The sequence below is a fragment of the Streptomyces coryli genome (assembly GCF_011044975.1).
Lineage (GTDB): Bacteria > Actinomycetota > Actinomycetes > Streptomycetales > Streptomycetaceae > Streptomyces > Streptomyces coryli.
Window position 1 is genome coordinate 19359 of record NZ_JAAKZV010000057.1, and the last position, 17249, is coordinate 36607.

General features: G+C 73.0%; 10 protein-coding genes and 1 pseudogene. 2 read left to right on the forward strand and 9 right to left on the reverse strand.

Going from position 1 to position 17249, the window contains the following annotated elements:
* Positions 1-27 precede the first annotated feature (27 nt).
* Together G5C51_RS15410 and G5C51_RS15415 are read right to left on the reverse strand one after the other, a co-directional pair.
* Entirely contained in the window at positions 28-7272 is a 7245-nt protein-coding gene (locus G5C51_RS15410) for a SpvB/TcaC N-terminal domain-containing protein (RefSeq protein WP_165237566.1), read from the reverse strand.
* Positions 7273-7407: 135 nt separating this feature from the next.
* Positions 7408-8784: a C39 family peptidase gene (locus G5C51_RS15415; protein ID WP_165237568.1), complete on the reverse strand. Its 1377-nt coding sequence runs from the start codon at positions 8782-8784 to the stop codon at positions 7408-7410.
* A gap of 177 nt (positions 8785-8961) precedes the next feature.
* Between G5C51_RS15415 and G5C51_RS15420 the strand changes: the two genes are divergently transcribed.
* Both G5C51_RS15420 and G5C51_RS15425 read left to right on the forward strand, forming a co-directional pair.
* Positions 8962-9564 carry a uridine kinase family protein gene (locus G5C51_RS15420; RefSeq protein WP_165237570.1) on the forward strand — a complete coding sequence of 201 codons (603 nt, stop codon included), beginning with the start codon at positions 8962-8964 and terminating at the stop codon, positions 9562-9564.
* 441 nt (positions 9565-10005) lie between these two features.
* Positions 10006-11892: an AAA family ATPase gene (locus tag G5C51_RS15425; RefSeq protein WP_165237572.1), complete on the forward strand. Its 1887-nt coding sequence runs from the start codon at positions 10006-10008 to the stop codon at positions 11890-11892.
* 1 nt (position 11893) lies between these two features.
* Here the strand turns inward: G5C51_RS15425 and G5C51_RS15430 are convergent, their stop codons facing one another.
* The 7 genes and pseudogenes from G5C51_RS15430 to ribA form a co-directional block, all read right to left on the reverse strand.
* Positions 11894-12991 carry a hemolysin family protein gene (locus tag G5C51_RS15430; protein ID WP_165237574.1) on the reverse strand — a complete coding sequence of 366 codons (1098 nt, stop codon included), beginning with the start codon at positions 12989-12991 and terminating at the stop codon, positions 11894-11896.
* Positions 12988-14322 (reverse strand): hemolysin family protein, encoded by a 1335-nt coding sequence (locus G5C51_RS15435; protein ID WP_165237576.1) that lies wholly within the window; start codon positions 14320-14322, stop codon positions 12988-12990. The genes G5C51_RS15430 and G5C51_RS15435 overlap by 4 nt, the downstream gene beginning before the upstream one ends.
* A 114-nt stretch (positions 14323-14436) precedes the next feature.
* Positions 14437-14877 carry a PH domain-containing protein gene (locus G5C51_RS15440; RefSeq protein WP_165237578.1) on the reverse strand — a complete coding sequence of 147 codons (441 nt, stop codon included), beginning with the start codon at positions 14875-14877 and terminating at the stop codon, positions 14437-14439.
* On the reverse strand, positions 14874-15722 hold the full coding sequence (gene hisG / locus G5C51_RS15445) for an ATP phosphoribosyltransferase (protein WP_165237580.1): 849 nt from the start codon (positions 15720-15722) through the stop codon (positions 14874-14876). The genes G5C51_RS15440 and hisG overlap by 4 nt, the downstream gene beginning before the upstream one ends.
* A gap of 48 nt (positions 15723-15770) precedes the next feature.
* Positions 15771-16043, reverse strand: coding sequence for a phosphoribosyl-ATP diphosphatase (locus G5C51_RS15450; RefSeq protein WP_165237582.1), 273 nt, complete (start codon positions 16041-16043; stop codon positions 15771-15773).
* Positions 16044-16076: 33 nt separating this feature from the next.
* On the reverse strand, positions 16077-16562 hold the full coding sequence (ribH, locus tag G5C51_RS15455; RefSeq protein WP_165237584.1) for a 6,7-dimethyl-8-ribityllumazine synthase: 486 nt from the start codon (positions 16560-16562) through the stop codon (positions 16077-16079).
* 27 nt (positions 16563-16589) lie between these two features.
* A pseudogene (gene ribA, locus G5C51_RS15460) lies at positions 16590-17216 on the reverse strand (GTP cyclohydrolase II); the annotation flags it as partial.
* Positions 17217-17249 lie beyond the last annotated feature (33 nt).

The window sequence follows — 17249 nt, forward strand, 5'->3', positions numbered from 1 at the left end:
TCCCCCTCGTGCGTCACGGATGTGCGGTCACTGGCGGCAGATGGCCGTCGCGTACAGGCACGAGTCCTTGATCATCTGCTCGGCCGTCTTCGGGTCGTGGTTGCGCCTGATGTCATCGATGAGCTTCTGCCTGCCCTCCGCCCCGGCGAGGAGCAGCGGCATGGGCGAGATGTCCCAGACCATCAAGCCGACGTGCTTGGCGGCCGCCCAGCCGTGCCCCTGGCGCAGCTCGGTGCCGACCATGAAGGAGTGGTACGCGACGGGGATGGCGACGGCGGCCTTGCCGAGGAAGCCGAGCACCCGCCGCACCTTGCCGACCTTGGCACCGGCCTCCGCCGCCTCGGCCGCCACCCGCTCGGCCGTGACGCCCTCGGCGGCGGCCGCTTCCGCGGGCGCTGCCGCCGACGGCGGCGCCGCCGACGGACGCGGCGCCGCGGGGCTACTGCCCGCGACCGGTCCGCGCACCCGGAACCCCGCGCCGGGGACGTCCTGGAAGCCGAGCTTGCCGAGCGCCTGCCGCACCCGCACCGCCGACGGGCTGGTCCCGTGCTTGATGATCTCCCAGACCTTCGTGTTGACCGCGGCCTTGAGCGCGGTGGGCGACATCCCCATGGGATCGCGGACCTTGGCGACCGCCTCCGCGAAGACCGTCCGCATCTCGGTGATCTCGTTGAAGCGATGCGTCAGCAGGATGCTCGCGTCGTCGGCCACCGACCGCACGGCGCGGCTGATGTTCGCCGCCCGCGACTCCGCTCCCAGGTACTTGGTGGAGCGGTTCGTGGCCGGGTCGAGCAGCTGGCGGTTCGAGCTGTCGAGCGCCCTGGCGCGCGCCTCGCCCGCCGAGATCCCCCGCTCCCCCACGGCACGCGGCTCGTCGATGTCGAGGGAGACGGGCACCTCCCGCATCCCGGCCTTGCCGTGGACCGAGAAGGGGTTCTCCATGCTGTCGATCCGGTCGATGGCGTCGGCCGCGGCATCGCCGACCGTCGGCGCGCTCTGCTTGCCGCCCGGGTCGGTGAGGCGCAGCGGATTGGCGCGGACGTACCCGTAGAGGTTGAGACCGTCGACGATGCCCAGCGGGTCGCAGCTGGTCCAGCGGCCGCTCCACGGCGAGTAGTGACGGGCGCCGTGGTGGCCCAGGCCGCTCTCCTCGTCCCGCTCGGCGCCGGTGAAGCGGTAGCGCTTCCTGGTGTGGCTGCCGAAGCTGGTCTCCCCGTACGGGGTGTACTCCTCGCGGTTGGTGAGCGCCCCGGCCTGATCCAGCACCGCGGTGCTGCTGCCGAGGTGGTCGCCCAGGTGGAAGGCGACGGCGGGGCCGCGGTCCTCCGGGTGGGCCGGGCCGATCCGGGCGAGGGCGATCCGCCGGCCGTCGTCCATGACGTGGAGGTGCTGGTTGGCGCCGCTGCCGCCGGGCCCGGTCCAGCGGTGGTGCTCGAAGAGGTCGTCCACGTAGTGGAAGACCTCCACGCCGCCGCCCTGGCGGCGCACCAGCTTCTTGATCCGGCGGCCCGTCGCGTCGTACAAGTACTGGGCGTGGATGGACGGTTCCGCGGCCGGGGTCTGCGTGCCGTACGCCTTGAGCCGGTCGCCGTGGTCCCAGGCGAAGTGCCGTGCGGTGGTCTCCGCGACCATGTTGCCGTTGCGGTCGAAGGCGTAGTCGTACGGTGTCTGCCCGGTGGTCGTGCGCCGCAGCCGGTTGCTGCCCGGCGCGGGGGTGAAGGTGCGGGTGAAGCCGCCCGTGCCCGCGTGCGCGAGCGCGAGGAGGTTGTCGGCCGCGTCGTACCGGTAGGTCTCCGTGTACGGCTGCGTCCTGGTCACGTCCGTGCCTCGGGGCGGCGCGTTCCACGGGTCCCCGGCGAACGGGGCCTGGTGTTCGCGGCCGGTCGCGCTCAGCAGCCGGTAGAGCGGGTCGTAGGCGAAGTGCCGGTCCAGCGCGTCGCCGCTGCCGAGCAGGCGGCGCAGCGCCGGGTCGTCCGCGCCGAGCGCGGCGGGGTTGCCCGGGATGCCGCTGCCCGGGGCCCGGTCGCGCAGGGTCAGCAGATTGCCGACGAGGTCGTGGTCGTAGCCGTGGTCCTGCAGCGGGTCGCCGGCCGGCCGGTAGCCGGCGGCGCCGACGAGGGTGTAGTGCTCGCTGCGCAGCCGGGCCGGCCGGAAGGTGTCCGGGTCGTAGGCGTACCGCGTCATCACGCCGTTCCCGTAAGCGATCAGCGTGCGCTGCCCCTTGGCGTCGTAGCTGATCCGCTGCACGTACAGCGTGTCGTCGATACGTACCTGCTCGAGGGTGCCCGCCCGGTTGTAGGCGGGCGTGAGCACCCGGCGGCGCCCTTCCACGTCCTGCGGGAACACATGCCGCACGACCCGGTCGAGCGCGTCGTACGCGGACGTCGTCGCATAGCCATCCGGCTCCAGCAGCATCGCGTCCCGGGCGGCCCGGGACTGGCCGGGGGCGGGGGTCCAGTCGACCTGGAACGGCACCACCTGCCAGTCCTTGCCGGCCGCGCTCCGGTACGTGTCGAGGATCGGGGCGTCGGCGATGATCCGGCGCGCCGACTCCAGGACGTTGCCCTTGAAGTCGGCGGCCCCGACGGTCACGAGCCCCGCCTCGTCGTGATGGCGCATGGGGCGGCCGAGCAGATTGCGGGCACGGGCGGCGGCCCGGTCGGCGGCCGGCTGCGCGGGCGTGCCGCCGTCCCCGTACGCGACGATCTGCCGCAGCGTCACCGGCCCGTCCGTCTCGTCGCGCGCCCACACCCGGACCGGCCGCCGCAGCGCGTCGAACGCGCACAGCGTCAACGCGCCCTTGCCGTCCCGGGATTCGACCGGGCGGCCCAGCGCGTCGGGCACGGCGTCCCGCCGCCCGCTGTCGATGCCGTCGGCCCGCCAGCGCCGCCGCGCCACGTCGTACAGATAGCGGAAGGCCTCCCGGCCCAGCGCGTCGGTGACGGAGAGGAGATTGCCCTGGATGTCGTACGCCGACCGGGTGGCCGACCGGTCCCCCGCGGCCAGGCCGGTGCGGGCGACGGCCCGCACCGTGCGGCCGAGCGCGTCGGTCTCGGTGCTCGCCGGGGTGTTCCAGTGGGTCGTGTACGGCTGCGCCTCGGCGGGGTGGGTGCGGCCGGCGTTGTCGTTGGCGTCGTACGTGTACGTCTCCCAGGGCGTCGGCGTGTACGTGTCCGGGTCCGACAGGTCGGCGGGGACGCCGAAGAGGACCCGCTGTTCGCTGCGGTCCGGGTTCACGGTGCGTACGACGTGCCCGCGCGGGTCGTAGAACAGGGTGGTGCGGCGGCCCAGTTGGGCCTCCGTCGGCGGGTCGTAGCCGTATCCCGTGGCGTAGAACGGCTCGTATCTGCGCACCACCCGGCCCTTGTTGTCGTACACCTGCCAGCCGGACACGATCACGTTGTCCGGGTCGGACGGGCCTCGGGTGCGCCCGACGGTGTCGCCCACCGGCGCGAGATCGCCCGCCGGGATGACGCCACCGCCGTACGTGGGATCGCCGAAGAGGGTGTCCTCGGCCTGCGCCCGGGTCTGGACGATGCGGCCGAACCCGTCGGAGAACTGCACCGACACCAGCACGTCGTCGATCCAGCCGGGCGGCACTCCGGCCTCCGTGTCGTGGTGCACCCGCCGCACCGTGCGCACCGAGGCCGGGCCCCGACCCTCGGCGTGGGCCAGCAGGTCGTACGTCATGCGCACGCCCGGCGCCGCACGGTCGCCCGCGCCGTCCCGGCCGCGCGCGAAGGAGGCGGTGACGAAGCCCGCTGGCGAGTAATCGACGGATGTCACCGCGCCGTTGGCGTCCGTCACCTCGCGCGGGTACAGCAGCCGGTAGTCGGCGACCGCGTCGGTGGTCAGCCCGGCCGGATCGGTGCAGCGCACCGGCAGCAGATCGTGCCGGTCGTAGTCGATGCGGCTGAGCGCGCCCAGCGGGTCGAGCGAGGTGAGCGGCAGGCCGCGCGGCACCCTGCCGGGGACCTGGGTGTCGTACTGGTGGCGGGCGGTGATGACGTAGTAGCCGCCGCCGTCGTGCACGTACCCGGCGAGGGAGGGCAGCAGGTCGCGGAATTCCTGCGGGTACTCGCCGCTCCAGGCGGGGGCCCCGCCGGGGGCGAGATAGGCCGGGCGCGCCGGATCCCCTGCCGGATACAGCGAGTTGAGGAACGCGTCGGTGAAGGCGAGTGACTCGGTGCGGGACAGCATCCCGTAGGCGCCGAGCACACCCGGCGCGAGGCCGGTGTACGCGTCCCCGTCGTAGCGGTTGCGGATGTCGGTGAGTACGCGCAACGACACCCCCGCCCCGGTGTGCGCGAACACCGCGTCCCGCAGGTCCGGCACGCGCAGCCGCCCGTCGTGGACGACCTCGTGCTCGGTCTTCCTGGCGACTTTGTCGACCAGGTAGTGGGTGGCGTCGTCGCGGCGGGCGTACTCGACCGTCGAATACGTCGCCAGGTACGGCTGCGGCGGCGCGGCGTCCAGGGTCACCAGCGGGTCGCGGCCGCGCGGCACGGCGACGGCCAGTTGCCCGGTGGACTGGCCGTACGGGTCGTGGCCGGCGGGGAAGGTGAAGCGGGTCATCGGCTCGGTGCCGCGCTCGTACTCCGTGACGCGCCCGCCCAGCGGGAACGGGAAGAAGATCCGCTCGCGCGCGTCGTCCGCCCCGGGCGGCGACTCCTCGCGCACGCCGGGCAGCGACTCGGTGACCGTGTACGGGCGGCGCTCGTGAGCGCTGCCGTCCAGGGCGTACAGCTCCGTGCGCAGCAGCCGGCCGCGCAGCGCGCGCAGCGCGGACCGGCGGGCGGCGCGGGGCAGCGCGGCCAGGAGCGCCGACTGGTCCGGCGGGCGCGGCATCGGGGCGTCGCCGCCGAAGTACTCGTGCCGCAGGTCGAGTTCGGTCCAGTCGCCGGCCTCGGCGGCGGCGACGGGACCTGGGTGGAACCAGCTCTTGGTCAGGGTGGGCGGCGAGAAGTGCTCGTCCCGCTGTCCCGCGAAGGTCTCGGTGTCCTGGTGCTCGACCATCGCGAAGCCCCGGAACTCCCGCTCCACGCCGTCCCAGTACCCGTGGTGATAGCGGTAGGCGGTGCTCTTCCGGCCGCCGGATATCGCGTCGGTGACCTCGATGTGGGTGACCACCTGGACGGGGAAGGGCAGCGTGGTGCGCCAGCGAGTCGCCGGGTCACGCTGATCGCGCAGATACTCCCGGGTGGAGGGCGCGTACGTCACCCGGGTCACGGCCCCGAGGTGGTTGTCCATCAGCTCCAGCAGCTGCGGCTTGACCCCGCCGCTGAAGTCCAGGAAGCGCAGATGCGGCCGGCCGGAGCCGTCGGCGGCCCGGCTGAACAGCAGCCCGGCCATGCCCGTCCCGTACAGGTCGCACAGCTGCACGCTGTCCGTGCCGATCACATCGGGGGTGCCGCGGACGGTGACCGGCTCGTCCGTCCACTCATTGCCGGACCGATTGCCCCACAGCTGCACCCGGTCCGCGCCGACGAAGATCAGGTCGGCGGCCCCGTCGCCGTCCACGTCGCCGAGCAGCACCCGCCGCGGGTCGTAGCCGTCGGGCAGCCGGGGCGAGCGGCGCATCGCCACCCGGGCGCCCCAGCGGCCGTGTCCGAGGTTCGGCAGATACGCGATGTTGCCGCTGCTCAGCAGCACGATGTCCGGCAGTCCGTCGCCGGTCATGTCGGCGAGCCGCACCCGCGGGTCGGCGAGGTCGACCGGCGGCCCGGGGGCGACGCCGGTCGCGGTGCGCTGCCAGGCCTTGCGCGGGTCCGGATCGTTGAACCAGCACTCCAGGCGGGTGCCGGACCGCAGCACGTCGGTCAAGCCGTCCCCGTCCAGATCGACCAGTCGTACGTTGGTGCTGCCGAGGGCCACCGACGGCGACTGCCGGTACCGGGTGAAGGAGCGGCGGCTCCAGCCGCCGGCGAAGGTCATCGGGAAGTAGCCGGCCATGGCGCCCTCGCTCCGCGGCCCCGCGGGACCGCCGCGCCCGGCCGGCTCCGGCACGACCAGGTCCGGGCGGCCGTCGCCGTCGGCGTCCAGGAACCGCACGCCGGGGTCGGCGAGCGAGCAGGGCGGCGCGTCGGGCAGCGGCCGGGGCAGCGCGAAGCGGCCGTCGCCGGCGTTGTGCCACACGCGGGCGCCCGTCGTCCCCAGCTCGACCACATCGGGCAGGCCGCTGCCGCGCAGGTCGGCCAGCGCGAGGGTGGGGCTGTTCAGCGCGGCCGTCGGCAGGCCGGGCCCGGTCAGCGGCTCGAAGCGGCGCCGGGCCGGGTCGAATCCGGTGTAGCCGAAGGTCAGCGGCGGCAGCCGCTCCTCGGCGGGCGGCACCGCCTGCTCGTCGATGCCGGTCACGTCGACCCGGGTCAGCAGCGACACCCCGGTGAACGCGGCCTGCTGATAGCCGAACCGGTACTCGCGCGCCGGGCGGACGACACCGTCGGCGGCGTGTGTGGTCACCCGGAGGGCCCGGCAGCGCAGCGTCGTGCGCAGCTCGAACCCGGCCCGGTGGCCTGAGAACGGGTCGGGCCGCGACTCGTACAGGAACTCCACCTCGATGAGGAAGGAGGGCGCCGCCCGGTCGCCGTAGTCCCCGTAGCGGATACGGGAGATCAGCGGCTGGTCCCAGCCGTGGCCGGGCTCGCGGCCCCGGTCGCGCAGATACTCGTACCGGATCAGGTTGCCCACCGCGTCCCGGCTCTCGCCGACCCGCCAGCCGAAGACCCGGCTCGCGTCTTCGGGGTCGGCGACCGCTGCCGGGTCGCGCCATGCCGCGTCCGCGCCGTCCGGACGCGGGGTGCCGAACCGGGTGAATCCCCCGTCCCTGCCGCGCACCTCCCAGAAGTCGCCCGTGGCGCCGCGGACATGCTCGATCCGGGCGAACCGGCCCTCCGTGCGCGGCCGGTAGCGCTGCCGCCCCGGAGGGCCGCCCGCGACGGGCACCAGGTCCTCGGTCCCGGACAGGACGAACACATCGGCCGTGCCGGCGTCCTCGTACCGCGGGATCCCCCGCGCCGTCTTACGGGCCACCCCCGGCAGGCTCAGCTGCCAGCCCGCCCCGAAGGGCCCGTTGCCGTTCCCCGTGCTGTAGCCGAGCGACAGCTCAGGCCCGTGACCCGCCCGGCCGGGCGGTATCGCGATCGGCACGGTGAAGTTGCCGGTGCCGGTGAACAGATCGGGGGCGAAGGTCTCGCCCAGACCGCCGACCGCGCCGCCGCCCCGCGGCAGCGAGATCACCGCGCCTTCCGCCCCCGCGTTCGCACCTCTGCTCATCTGCCGAGCCCCCCGATCCGGCGATGCGCCGAATGCCCGTAAAGGAAAGGTGTCCAGCTTTACGGAAGGAGGCCGGAAAAGTGCGAAATGGTTTCAGCCATCCGTAAGGGAATCCGGTGGCTGAAACCGATCGCGTCAGCGGATGCCGACCGCCGCCAGCGCGGCCTTCTGGGCGGCGGAGGTGCGTCCCGGCCACAGGACGTAGGCGATGCCGCCGGTGCCGGACTTGACCGCGCCCGCCGCGTCGTAGCGCTTCGTGCGCAGCCAGACGTTCTCGAACTGGCGGCGCTTGTAGACGTTGCGGACGGCCTCGTTGCTGTCGCTCGCCGGGTCGTTGGAGACGACGTCGCCGTCCTTGGTGAAGCCGACGATGCACATCAGATGTCCCGAGGTGCCGTAGCCCGCGCCGTCCAGGTCGGCCGCGATGAAGGACTGGGACGTGATGACCGGCAGCCCTGCGTACGTCAGGATCTCTATGTCCGTCAGCGAGCCGAGGCGGGTGACCACCCCGCTCATGCCGTCGAAGGTCGAGGCGTACGCCGTGTTGAACGGCCAGTTGCCGCAGCCCTCGTACTGGTAGTCGAACGTGTAGCGGGCCGCGTGGTCGACCTCGGGGTCGGCGTACGACGGGTCCACCCAGGAGGTCTGCTCCTTCGTCGGCACGTGGCCGAACCAGGCGAGCGCCATCGTCGTGGACGTCGGACTGCACCAGGCTTCGCCGCCGCCGTCGTACTCGGGGTACTCGCCCAGGTGGATGTTCTGCGAATAGCGCGGCACCGCCAGCTCGCGCAGCAGCTTCGCCGAGGAGGCCGGGACCTCGAAGCGGTCCGGGACGTCGGAGGCCATCGCGCCGACCCGCCACACCAGCGGCGAGGCCTTGCTGCCCACGCGGCGGTAGAGGGTCACCCGCAGCTGGTAGTCGACAAGGCGCAGGCCGGTCGAGGCATCGTCGATGGCGAAGGTGTCGGTCCAGATGCTCGCCTTGTCGTCGGTCTGGTCGTCGACCGAGGTGCGGCGGATGTCCGTATCGCCGTCGCCCGCCGTCCAGCGGCCCATCACGAACCAGGGCGTCTTGGTGCCGTCGCTGTAGGTGCCCTTCAGGTCGACCTGCAGCCAGGTGCCGGCGGGCGTGTGCGCGTTCCAGGAGGGGACGACCTCCGTAGCCGGTACGCCGGGCTTGTACGTGGGCGAGGTCCAGACGGCGTACTCGTAGTCCGCCTTCTTGCTGGTGTGCGGGTCCTTGTACTGCGTCGTACCGACCGGCCTGGCGATGGCGATGCCCGGGCGGGCGCCGGTCACCACCTTGGTGCCGTCGGCCTTGCCGCTGTACCAGGCGGGGGCGGTCGCCCAGCCGCGGTAGTCGGCGAGCGGGTTGCGGGCGGGTCTGGTCCCGCTGGTCCGGGAGGAGGCGAGTGCTGACGGAGCGGCGGTGGCCGCGCCGGCGGCGGCCGCCAGCGCGGCGGCGAGGACGGTACGCCGTGGATAGGCTCGCCGGGGAGCTGCGGGGGCCATGGGAGTCTCCAGTCTGATGCGCAAGGGAACGGCAGGTGCACGACAGGCCACCAACTATTGCCCGCCGGGGCGCGGTTGAACCAGCCTCCAAAGGGCGCGAATCGGCATCGATATTGGTGTGGACCAGTGGCGTGACCTGGGGTGCAGCAGAGGTCCGCAGCCCGTAGGCTGGCGGCGATGGACGCCCCGTACGACCGGCGGGACACGCTCCCCCGCCTCGCCCGCGCAATCCGCGCACTACCGCCCTCCTGCGGCCCGGTGCGCCTGGTCGCGGTGGACGGGCACGCCGGCTCAGGCAAGTCCACCTTCGCCGCCGGGCTGGCCGCCGCCCTCGGCGGGGCGCCCGTGCTGCACCTCGACGACCTCGCCACCCATGAGGAGCACTTCGGCTGGGCCGGGCGGCTGCGGAGCCAGGTGCTCGAGCCGTTCGGGCGCGGCGAGCCCGCGCGCTACGGCGTGTACGACTGGCACCGCCGCGCCTTCACCGGGACCCGCGAACTGCCCGCCGCCGACGTCGTCCTCGTCGAGGGCGTCGGCGCCGGCCGCCGGGCGGTGCGGCCTCATACGGCATTGCTGCTGTGGATGGAGTACGAGCAGCAGTCCGCCTGGGAGCGCGGCCGCCTGCGCGACGGCCCCGCGCAACACCCGTTCTGGGAGGCGTGGATGCCCGGCGAGCGGGAACATTTCGCGGCCGATCCGTCCCGTCCGTACGCCGATCTCCTGGTCTTTCAGGACGAGTCCGGATACTGGACCGCGCCGGGCCCGGCGGTCGCCGCCTGAAGCGGACGGCAAAGTTCACTCTGCGTGAACGGTCGCTGTCGGCGTGCTGTGTACCCACGTTGCACCGCACATATGTCCGCAGCAGGGTCTCAACTCGGCTTGACCGAGGGCCCGTACAGGTCTTACGTTCTGAATGTGCGGCCTTTCGGGGCCGCCACACATCGCGGAGCCCCCGGTTGTTCCCCCGTGACCGGGGGCTCCGTCTTGCCTGCAGGCCGTATCGCGGCAGCGCCACGGCACGGTTTCGTCACCCTGGGTCACCTCCCGTGGCGACAGAACCGCAGCTCCGGCGGCTACCGCACCCTACGGCCGCGCCGCCGACGCAGGTACGATGCGACGTAGTCGGAGCCTTGGGGCAACTCCCCCATCCCACAAGGCTGTTCGGCTCGATGTCCCCTGTCCGCAGGTGATCTCGGGCCCGTACCCCGGAGGATTCGGGTGATGGATCGCGATCCGCAAGGCGGCTCGCAGGCCCCGGCCGATCTCGCGTGGCTGCGCGGCGTCGACGCGTACACCGTCGGGGCGTATGCGCGGGCGGAGGAGGAGTTCCGCGCCGCGGTGCGGCTGGACCCCGCCATGGCGGACGCCTGGCTGGGGCTGCACGCGCTGCGCGCCGACACCACCACGGCGCTGCTGCGGATGTACCGCCACCGGGACCGCTTCGGTGAGCAGCGCGCCCGGCACGACCGGCCGCTCAACTCCTGGTACTGGCTGGGCTGGTGGGTGCAGCCGGTGCTCGACACCCAGCGCGACCTGCTGCTCGCGCACGCCTCGCACTGGCTCGACGGCCGCCATGTCGCCGAGCTGGACCGGGCGCTCGCGGACTGCCCGCCGGTCGACACGGACGCGCAGGTGCGCTTCCTGCACGCCTGCCGCGCCTATCTGGTCAAGGACTGGGAGCAGCTGGTCCGGCACACCTCCCCTCTCACCTCCGACCAGCTGCTCGGCATCGAGGCGAGCCTGTTCGGCGGCATGGCGCGGGTCCGGCTGGAGATGTACGGGCAGGCCGCCCCGCTGCTCGCGCAGGCGCTGATGCGCTGCCGCAGCGAGCAGCCGCAGCGCAAGGAGCTGCGCTACTGGCTGGCCCGCGCGTACGAAGGCACAGGCCGCTCCCCCGCCGCGCTGCCGCTGTACCGGGCCGTGCACCGCGTCGACCCGGCCTTCATGGACACCGCGGCCCGGATCACGGCGATCGCCGACGGCGACGGCGCCGACACGGCGGCCGGGCTCGCCGCGGTCTCGCTGGCCGGCGGCGCCGACGCGCTGCCGCTCGACCTGCCGGGCGCACTGGACATACCGGAGTCCCCGGGGGCCTTCGACGACGGCACCGACCTCCAGGGTCCAGAGCCGGAGCCGGCCGCCGCCCCCGTGGACGCCGACGCCGTACGCGAACGCGCCCTGCTCTCCGGCGCCGCCACCGCCGCCGAGCCGCCGACCGGTCCCTCCGACCCGGCGCTGCTCGCCGAGGCGCTCGCCGAACTGGACCGGATGGTGGGCCTGGAGCCGGTCAAGCGCCAGGTGAAGGCGCTGTCCGCGCAGCTCAACATGGCCCGGCTGCGGGCCGGTCAGGGCCTGCCGGTGCAGCCGCCGAAGCGGCACTTCGTCTTCTCCGGGCCCTCCGGTACGGGCAAGACCACGGTCGCCCGGATACTCGGCCGGGTCTTCTACGCCCTCGGCCTGCTCGGCAGCGACCACCTGGTGGAGGCGGGACGAGCCGACATGGTGGGCGAGTTCCTCGGCCAGACGGCCGTGAAGGCCAACGAGCTGATCGACTCGGCGCTCGGCGGCGTCCTCTTCATCGACGAGGCGTACTCCCTCGCCGGCGTCGGCTACTCCAAGGGCGACGCCTACGGCGACGAGGCCCTGCAGGTCCTCCTCAAGCGCGCCGAGGACAACCGCGACCGCCTCGTCGTCATCCTCGCCGGCTACCCGGAGGGCATGGACCGCCTGATCGCCGCCAACCCGGGGCTCGGCTCCCGCTTCACCACCCGCGTCGACTTCCCCAGCTACCGGCCGCTGGAGCTGGCCGCCATCGGGGAGTCGCTGGCCGGCGGCCACGGCGACGTATGGGACGAGGAGTCGGTCGAGGAGCTGCGCAGCATCTGCGCGCACGTCGTCGACCAGGGCTGGATAGACGAACTCGGCAACGGCCGCTTCCTGCGCACCCTGTACGAGAAGAGCTGCGCCTACCGCGACCTCCGCCTCTCCGGCTACGCCGCCACCCCCACCCGCGACGATCTCGCCACGCTGCGGCTGCCCGACCTGATGCAGGCGTACGGCGAGATCCTCTCAGGGCGCGGCCCGGAGGACGGGCCGCTGCTGGGCTGAGTCAGCCGACCCGCGCGACGTCCTCCGCGGGCCGCTCCGCCGCGGGCTGCTTCGGCAGCGCGCGGGCGTCGTCGCGGTGCGACGGGTCCCTGACCTCGCCGACCAGCATCTCCAGCACGTCCTCCAGGGCTACGAGGCCGCGCACCCGCCCGTCCGCGTCGGCCACCGCCGCCAGATGCGATCCCGAGGCGCGCATCGCGGCGAGGGCGTCGTCGAGGGGCACGCCGTCGCGGAGCACGGTCATCGGGCGCCAGATGTGCTGCGGCACCGGGTGTTCGGGGTCCTCGGCCTCCAGCACGTCCTTCACGTGCAGATAGCCCATGAAGGCGCCGCCGGGGCCGCGGACCGGGAAGCGGGAGAAGCCGGTGCGCACCGTCAGCTCCTCGACCTGCCGCGGGGTGACCGACGGGTCTACGGTGACCAGCGCGTCCGGGGCGAGCAGCACCTCGGTCACCGGGCGGCTGCCCAGCTCCAGGGCGTCCTCGAGCCGCTCCTGCTCGCCGGGGTTGAGCAGCCCGGCCTCGCGGGAGTCGGCGACGAGGTCGGTGAGCTGCTCCTGGGTGAAGACGGCCTCCACCTCGTCCTTCGGCTCGACCCTGAAGACCCGCAGCACGAGCGTGGAGCAGGCGGAGAAGACCGCGGTCGCGGGCCGTACGAGACGGGCGAAGGCGACCAGTCCCGGCGCCAGCCAGACCGCGGTCTTCTCCGGCGCGGCCATGGCGAGGTTCTTCGGGACCATCTCGCCGATGACCAGGTGCAGGCAGACCACCGCCACCAGCGCGATGACGTAGCCGAGCGGGTGGATCAGCGCGTGCGGCAGGTGCACGGCGTGGAAGACCGGCTCCAGCAGGTGCGCCACGGTCGGCTCGGCGACGGCGCCGAGGGTCAGCGAGCAGATGGTGATGCCGAACTGCGCGGCCGCCATCATCTGCGGCAGATGCTCCAGCCCGTACAGGACCCGGCGGGCGCGCGCCGAGCCGGCGGCGGCGCGCGGCTCGATCTGGCTGCGGCGCACCGACACGAGCGCGAACTCGGCGCCGACGAAGAATCCGTTGGCCAGCACCAGCACGCCGGCGAAGATCAACTGCAGCACGCTCATCGGACCCGCTCCAATGTCCGCGCGGTGCGGACCACCCGCACCAGCTCGGCCCGGTGATGCCCGACCTGCCGCACCACGAGCCGCCAGCCGTCCACGCCCGCGATATCGCCCGGCACCGGAATGCGCCCGAGCAGGTCGGCGACCAGCCCGGCGACCGTCTCGTACGGGCCCTCCGGGACATCGAGGCCGATCCGCCGCAGCGTGTCCGTGCGGCAGCTGCCGTCCGCGTCCCAGGCGGGCGAGCCGTCCGGGTCGGGAGCGGCGGCGCGCAGGTCGGGGATGCCCTCGGCCTCGCGGTCGTGCTCGTCGCGGACCTCGCCGACGAGCTCCTCCACGATGTCCTCCAGGGTGACGACACCGGCGGTGCCGCCGTATTCGTCGACGACGACGGCTATCGGCTGCGACTTGCGCAGCAGCTCAAGCAGCGGCTGCACGGGCAGCGTCTCCGGTACGAGCACGGGCTGCACGGCGATCCGGCCGACGGGGACGCGGAGCCGGTCGTGGACCGGGACGGCGAGGGCGTCCTTCAGGTGCACCATGCCGACCACCTCGTCGATGCGCTCGCGGTAGACCGGGAAGCGGGACAGGCCGGTGGCGCGGGTGAGATTGAGGACGTCCTGGGCGGTGGCCTCGGACTGCAGCGCGTTGACCCGTACCCGCGGGGTCATCACGTGCTGTGCGGTGAGATGGCCGAGGGAGAGGGTGCGGACGAAGAGGTCGGCGGTGTCCGCCTCGATCGCGCCCGCGCGGGCGGAGTGCCGCGCGAGGGAGACCAGCTCGGCGGGGGTGCGGGCGGAGGCCAGCTCGTCGGCGGGCTCGACGCCGAAGAGGCGCACGAGGCGGTTGGCGGCGGCGTTGAGACCGGCGATCAGGGGTCTGAAGAAGCGCGCGAAAAGCGCCTGCGGCCCTGCTACGAAGCGGGCCACCTCCATCGGCCGCGAGACCGCCCAGTTCTTCGGCACCAGCTCACCGATCACCATCTGCACGGCGGAGGCGAGCAGCACACCGAGGGTGACGGCTATGCCGGGCACCGCGCCCTCGGGCAGCCCTATGGCGGTCAGCGGGCCGCGCAGCAGCCGGCCGAGGGCGGGCTCGGCGAGCATGCCGGTGACCAGCGAGGTGATGGTGATGCCGAGCTGGGTGCCGGAGAGCTGGAAGGACAGCTGGCGGAGCGAGGCGACCACACGGCGGGCCCGCCGGTCGCCGCCGGCGGCGGCCCGCTCGGCCTGCGCACGCTCGACGGTGACCAGCCCGAACTCGGCCGCGACGAAGAACCCGTTCGCGAGGATGAGCGCGAACGCGGCCGCGAGCAGAAGCAGTGATTCAGTCATCTCGCCGCCCCCGGATCAGGGGCGGCGCCGGTACTACAGGACGATCCGTCCATCGGCTTGCGGGGGTCACTCCTCGAGTAGCTGGGGGCTGCTGACCCCAGAGTAGCGAGTGAATCAGCCGGAGTGGGAGGCCGAACCGTGCCGTTCCACCAGGGCGCGCAGCTGGGTGGCGTCCGCGATGGCCTGCTGTTTGGCGATGCCCGGCTGGATGCCCATGGCGGGCATCGAGGTGCCGTCGGCGAGGTCGAGGTGGACCCAGGGGTCGCCCTGGCGCAGGTTGACCCGGACGATCTCCGGCCATTCCAGGCGGCGCACGGTGGTGAGGTTGGTGACCGTCACGCCGGCCTCGTCGGCCGTCACCTTGGGGCGGCTGAGCAGCAGCGAGCCGCCGAGGAAGAGCAGGCCGGTGATGATGAAGCTGGCCCGCTCGCCGGGGCCGAGGTCCAGCACCAGCCCGTTGGCGACCACGGCCGCGCACATCACCGCGCCGAGCGTGACCAGCACCGCCCGGGTGCGCCGGGGGCGGAAGCTGACGGGGAGATCCGGGCCGGTCACAGGCGGCAGGCGTGGATCTGGGTGGTCAGGATGGCGCGGGCGCCCAGCTCGTAGAGCTCGTCCATGACCCGCTGTGCGTCCTTGGTGGGGACCATGGAGCGGACGGCCACCCAGCCCTCGTGGTGCAGCGGGGAGACGGTCGGCGACTCCAGGCCCGGGGTGAGGGCGACCGCCTTCTCCAGGTGCTCGGCGCGGATGTCGTAATCCATCATCACGTAGGTCCGCGCGACCAGGACGCCCTGCAGGCGGCGCAGGAACTGCTGCACCTTGGGGTCGTCGCCGTCGGCGCCGGTGCGCCGGATGACCACGGCCTCGGAGCGCATGATCGGCTCGCCGAAGGTCTCCAGGCCCGCGTTGCGCAGCGAGGTGCCGGTCTCGACCACATCGGCGATCGCGTCGGCGACGCCCAGCTCGATGGCGGTCTCGACGGCGCCGTCCAGGTGGACGACGGAGGCGTCCACGCCGTGCTCGGCGAGGTGCTTGGCGACGATGCCCTCGTACGAGGTGGCGACCGTCCTGCCCTTCAGGTCCTCGATCGAGGAGGCGACGCCGGGCTTGGCGGCGAAGCGGAAGGTGGAGCGGGCGAAGCCCAGCGGCAGGATCGGCTCGGCGTCGGCGGCGGAGTCGACGAGGAGGTCCTCGCCGGTGATGCCGATGTCGAGGCGGCCGGTCGCGACGTAGATCGCGATGTCCTTCGGCCGCAGGTAGAAGAACTCCACCTCGTTGTCCGGGTCGACGAGGACGAGCTCCTTGGACTCCTTGCGCTGCTGGTAGCCGGCCTCATGCAGCATCTCCGACGCAGGTCCGGACAGTGAACCCTTGTTGGGGACGGCGATGCGCAGCATGAGGTCGGCTTCCTTACGTTCGGGAGGTGGGTGCGGGGAGGGAACGGCTCAGAGGTGGGCGTAGACGTCGTCCAGGGACAGGCCCTTGGCGACCATCATCACCTGCAGGTGGTAGAGGAGTTGGGAGATCTCCTCGGCCGTGCGGTCGGCGCCCTCGTGCTCGGCGGCCATCCACACCTCGGCCGCCTCCTCCACGACCTTCTTGCCGATGGAATGCACGCCCTGCTCGACGAGCTGGGCGGTGCGGGAGGTCGCGGGGTCGCCTTCGGCGGCCTTCTTCTGGAGCTCGGTGAAGAGCTCCTCGAACGTCTTGTTGGCCATGGTGCCGTTCAGTTTACGCGGGCCGCCGGCGGCTCAGCGCCAGGGCTCCTGCAGGGAGCGGAGCGAGGCGGCGGTGGCGACGGCCGCGGTGACGGCCTCGTGGCCCTTGTCCTCGGCCGATCCCGGCAGCCCGGCGCGGTCCAGCGCCTGCTCCTCGGTGTCGCAGGTCAGGACGCCGAAGCCGACCGGGACGCCGGTGTCGACGGAGACCTGGGTGAGGCCCATCGTCACGCCCTGGCAGACGTACTCGAAGTGCGGGGTGCCGCCGCGGATGACGACGCCGAGGGCGACGATCGCGTCGTAGCCGCGGTCGGCGAGCGCCTTGGCGACCACCGGCAGCTCGAAGCTGCCCGGCACCCGGAGCAGCGTGGGCTCGACGATGCCGAGCTCGCGCAGGGCGCGCAGGGCGCCCTCGACGAGGCCGTCCATCACCTTGTCGTGCCACTGGGCGGCGACGACGGCGACCCGCAGGTCCTCGCAGTTCTTGACGGTCAGTTCCGGGGCGCCCTTGCCGCTCACGCGCTTCTCCCTCGAGTGTTTCGGTTCTTACTGGTTGCCGCAGACCGCGACGCGCTCGGCGTCCAGCCACGGCAGGTCGTGTCCCATGCGGTCCCGCTTGGTGACGAGATACCGCAGATTGTGCTCGCCCGCGCGCACCGGCATGGGCTCGCGCGCCGTGACGGTCAGGCCGTGCTTCTCCAGGGCCGTGACCTTCTCGGGGTTGTTCGTCAGCAGCTTGACGGAGCTGACCCCCAGATCGGTGAGGATCTCGGCGCCGGCCGCGTAGTCACGGGCGTCGGCGGGGAGGCCGAGCTCCAGGTTGGCGTCGAGGGTGTCGCGGCCGCGCTCCTGCAGCTCGTACGCGCGCAGCTTCGACAGCAGGCCGATGCCGCGGCCCTCGTGCCCGCGCAGATAGACCACGACGCCGCGGCCCTCCTCGGCGATGAGGCGCAGCGACTCGTCCAGCTGCGGGCCGCAGTCGCAGCGCTGGGAGCCGAAGACGTCGCCGGTGAGGCACTCCGAGTGCACCCGTACGAGGACGTCGCCGACGGTCAGATCGCCCGTGGTGAGGGCGATGTGCTCGACGCCGTCGGCGGCGCGGTAGCCGTATGCCCGGAAGGCGCCGTGCCGGGTGGGCAGCCGGGTCTGGGCCTCGCGGCGGACCTGCGGTTCGGGTGCCGGCGCCTTCCGGGCATACGGCTACCG

Excerpts from the sequence above, each read along its gene's own strand:
- G5C51_RS15410 (WP_165237566.1), bottom strand. The coding sequence starts at position 7,272 with ATGAGCAGAGGTGCGAACGCGGGGGCGGAAGGCGCGGTGATCTCGCTG.
- G5C51_RS15415 (WP_165237568.1), bottom strand. The coding sequence starts at position 8,784 with ATGGCCCCCGCAGCTCCCCGGCGAGCCTATCCACGGCGTACCGTCCTC.
- G5C51_RS15420 (WP_165237570.1), top strand. The coding sequence starts at position 8,962 with ATGGACGCCCCGTACGACCGGCGGGACACGCTCCCCCGCCTCGCCCGC.
- G5C51_RS15425 (WP_165237572.1), top strand. The coding sequence starts at position 10,006 with ATGGATCGCGATCCGCAAGGCGGCTCGCAGGCCCCGGCCGATCTCGCG.
- G5C51_RS15430 (WP_165237574.1), bottom strand. The coding sequence starts at position 12,991 with ATGAGCGTGCTGCAGTTGATCTTCGCCGGCGTGCTGGTGCTGGCCAAC.
- G5C51_RS15435 (WP_165237576.1), bottom strand. The coding sequence starts at position 14,322 with ATGACTGAATCACTGCTTCTGCTCGCGGCCGCGTTCGCGCTCATCCTC.
- hisG (WP_165237580.1), bottom strand. The coding sequence starts at position 15,722 with ATGCTGCGCATCGCCGTCCCCAACAAGGGTTCACTGTCCGGACCTGCG.
- G5C51_RS15450 (WP_165237582.1), bottom strand. The coding sequence starts at position 16,043 with ATGGCCAACAAGACGTTCGAGGAGCTCTTCACCGAGCTCCAGAAGAAG.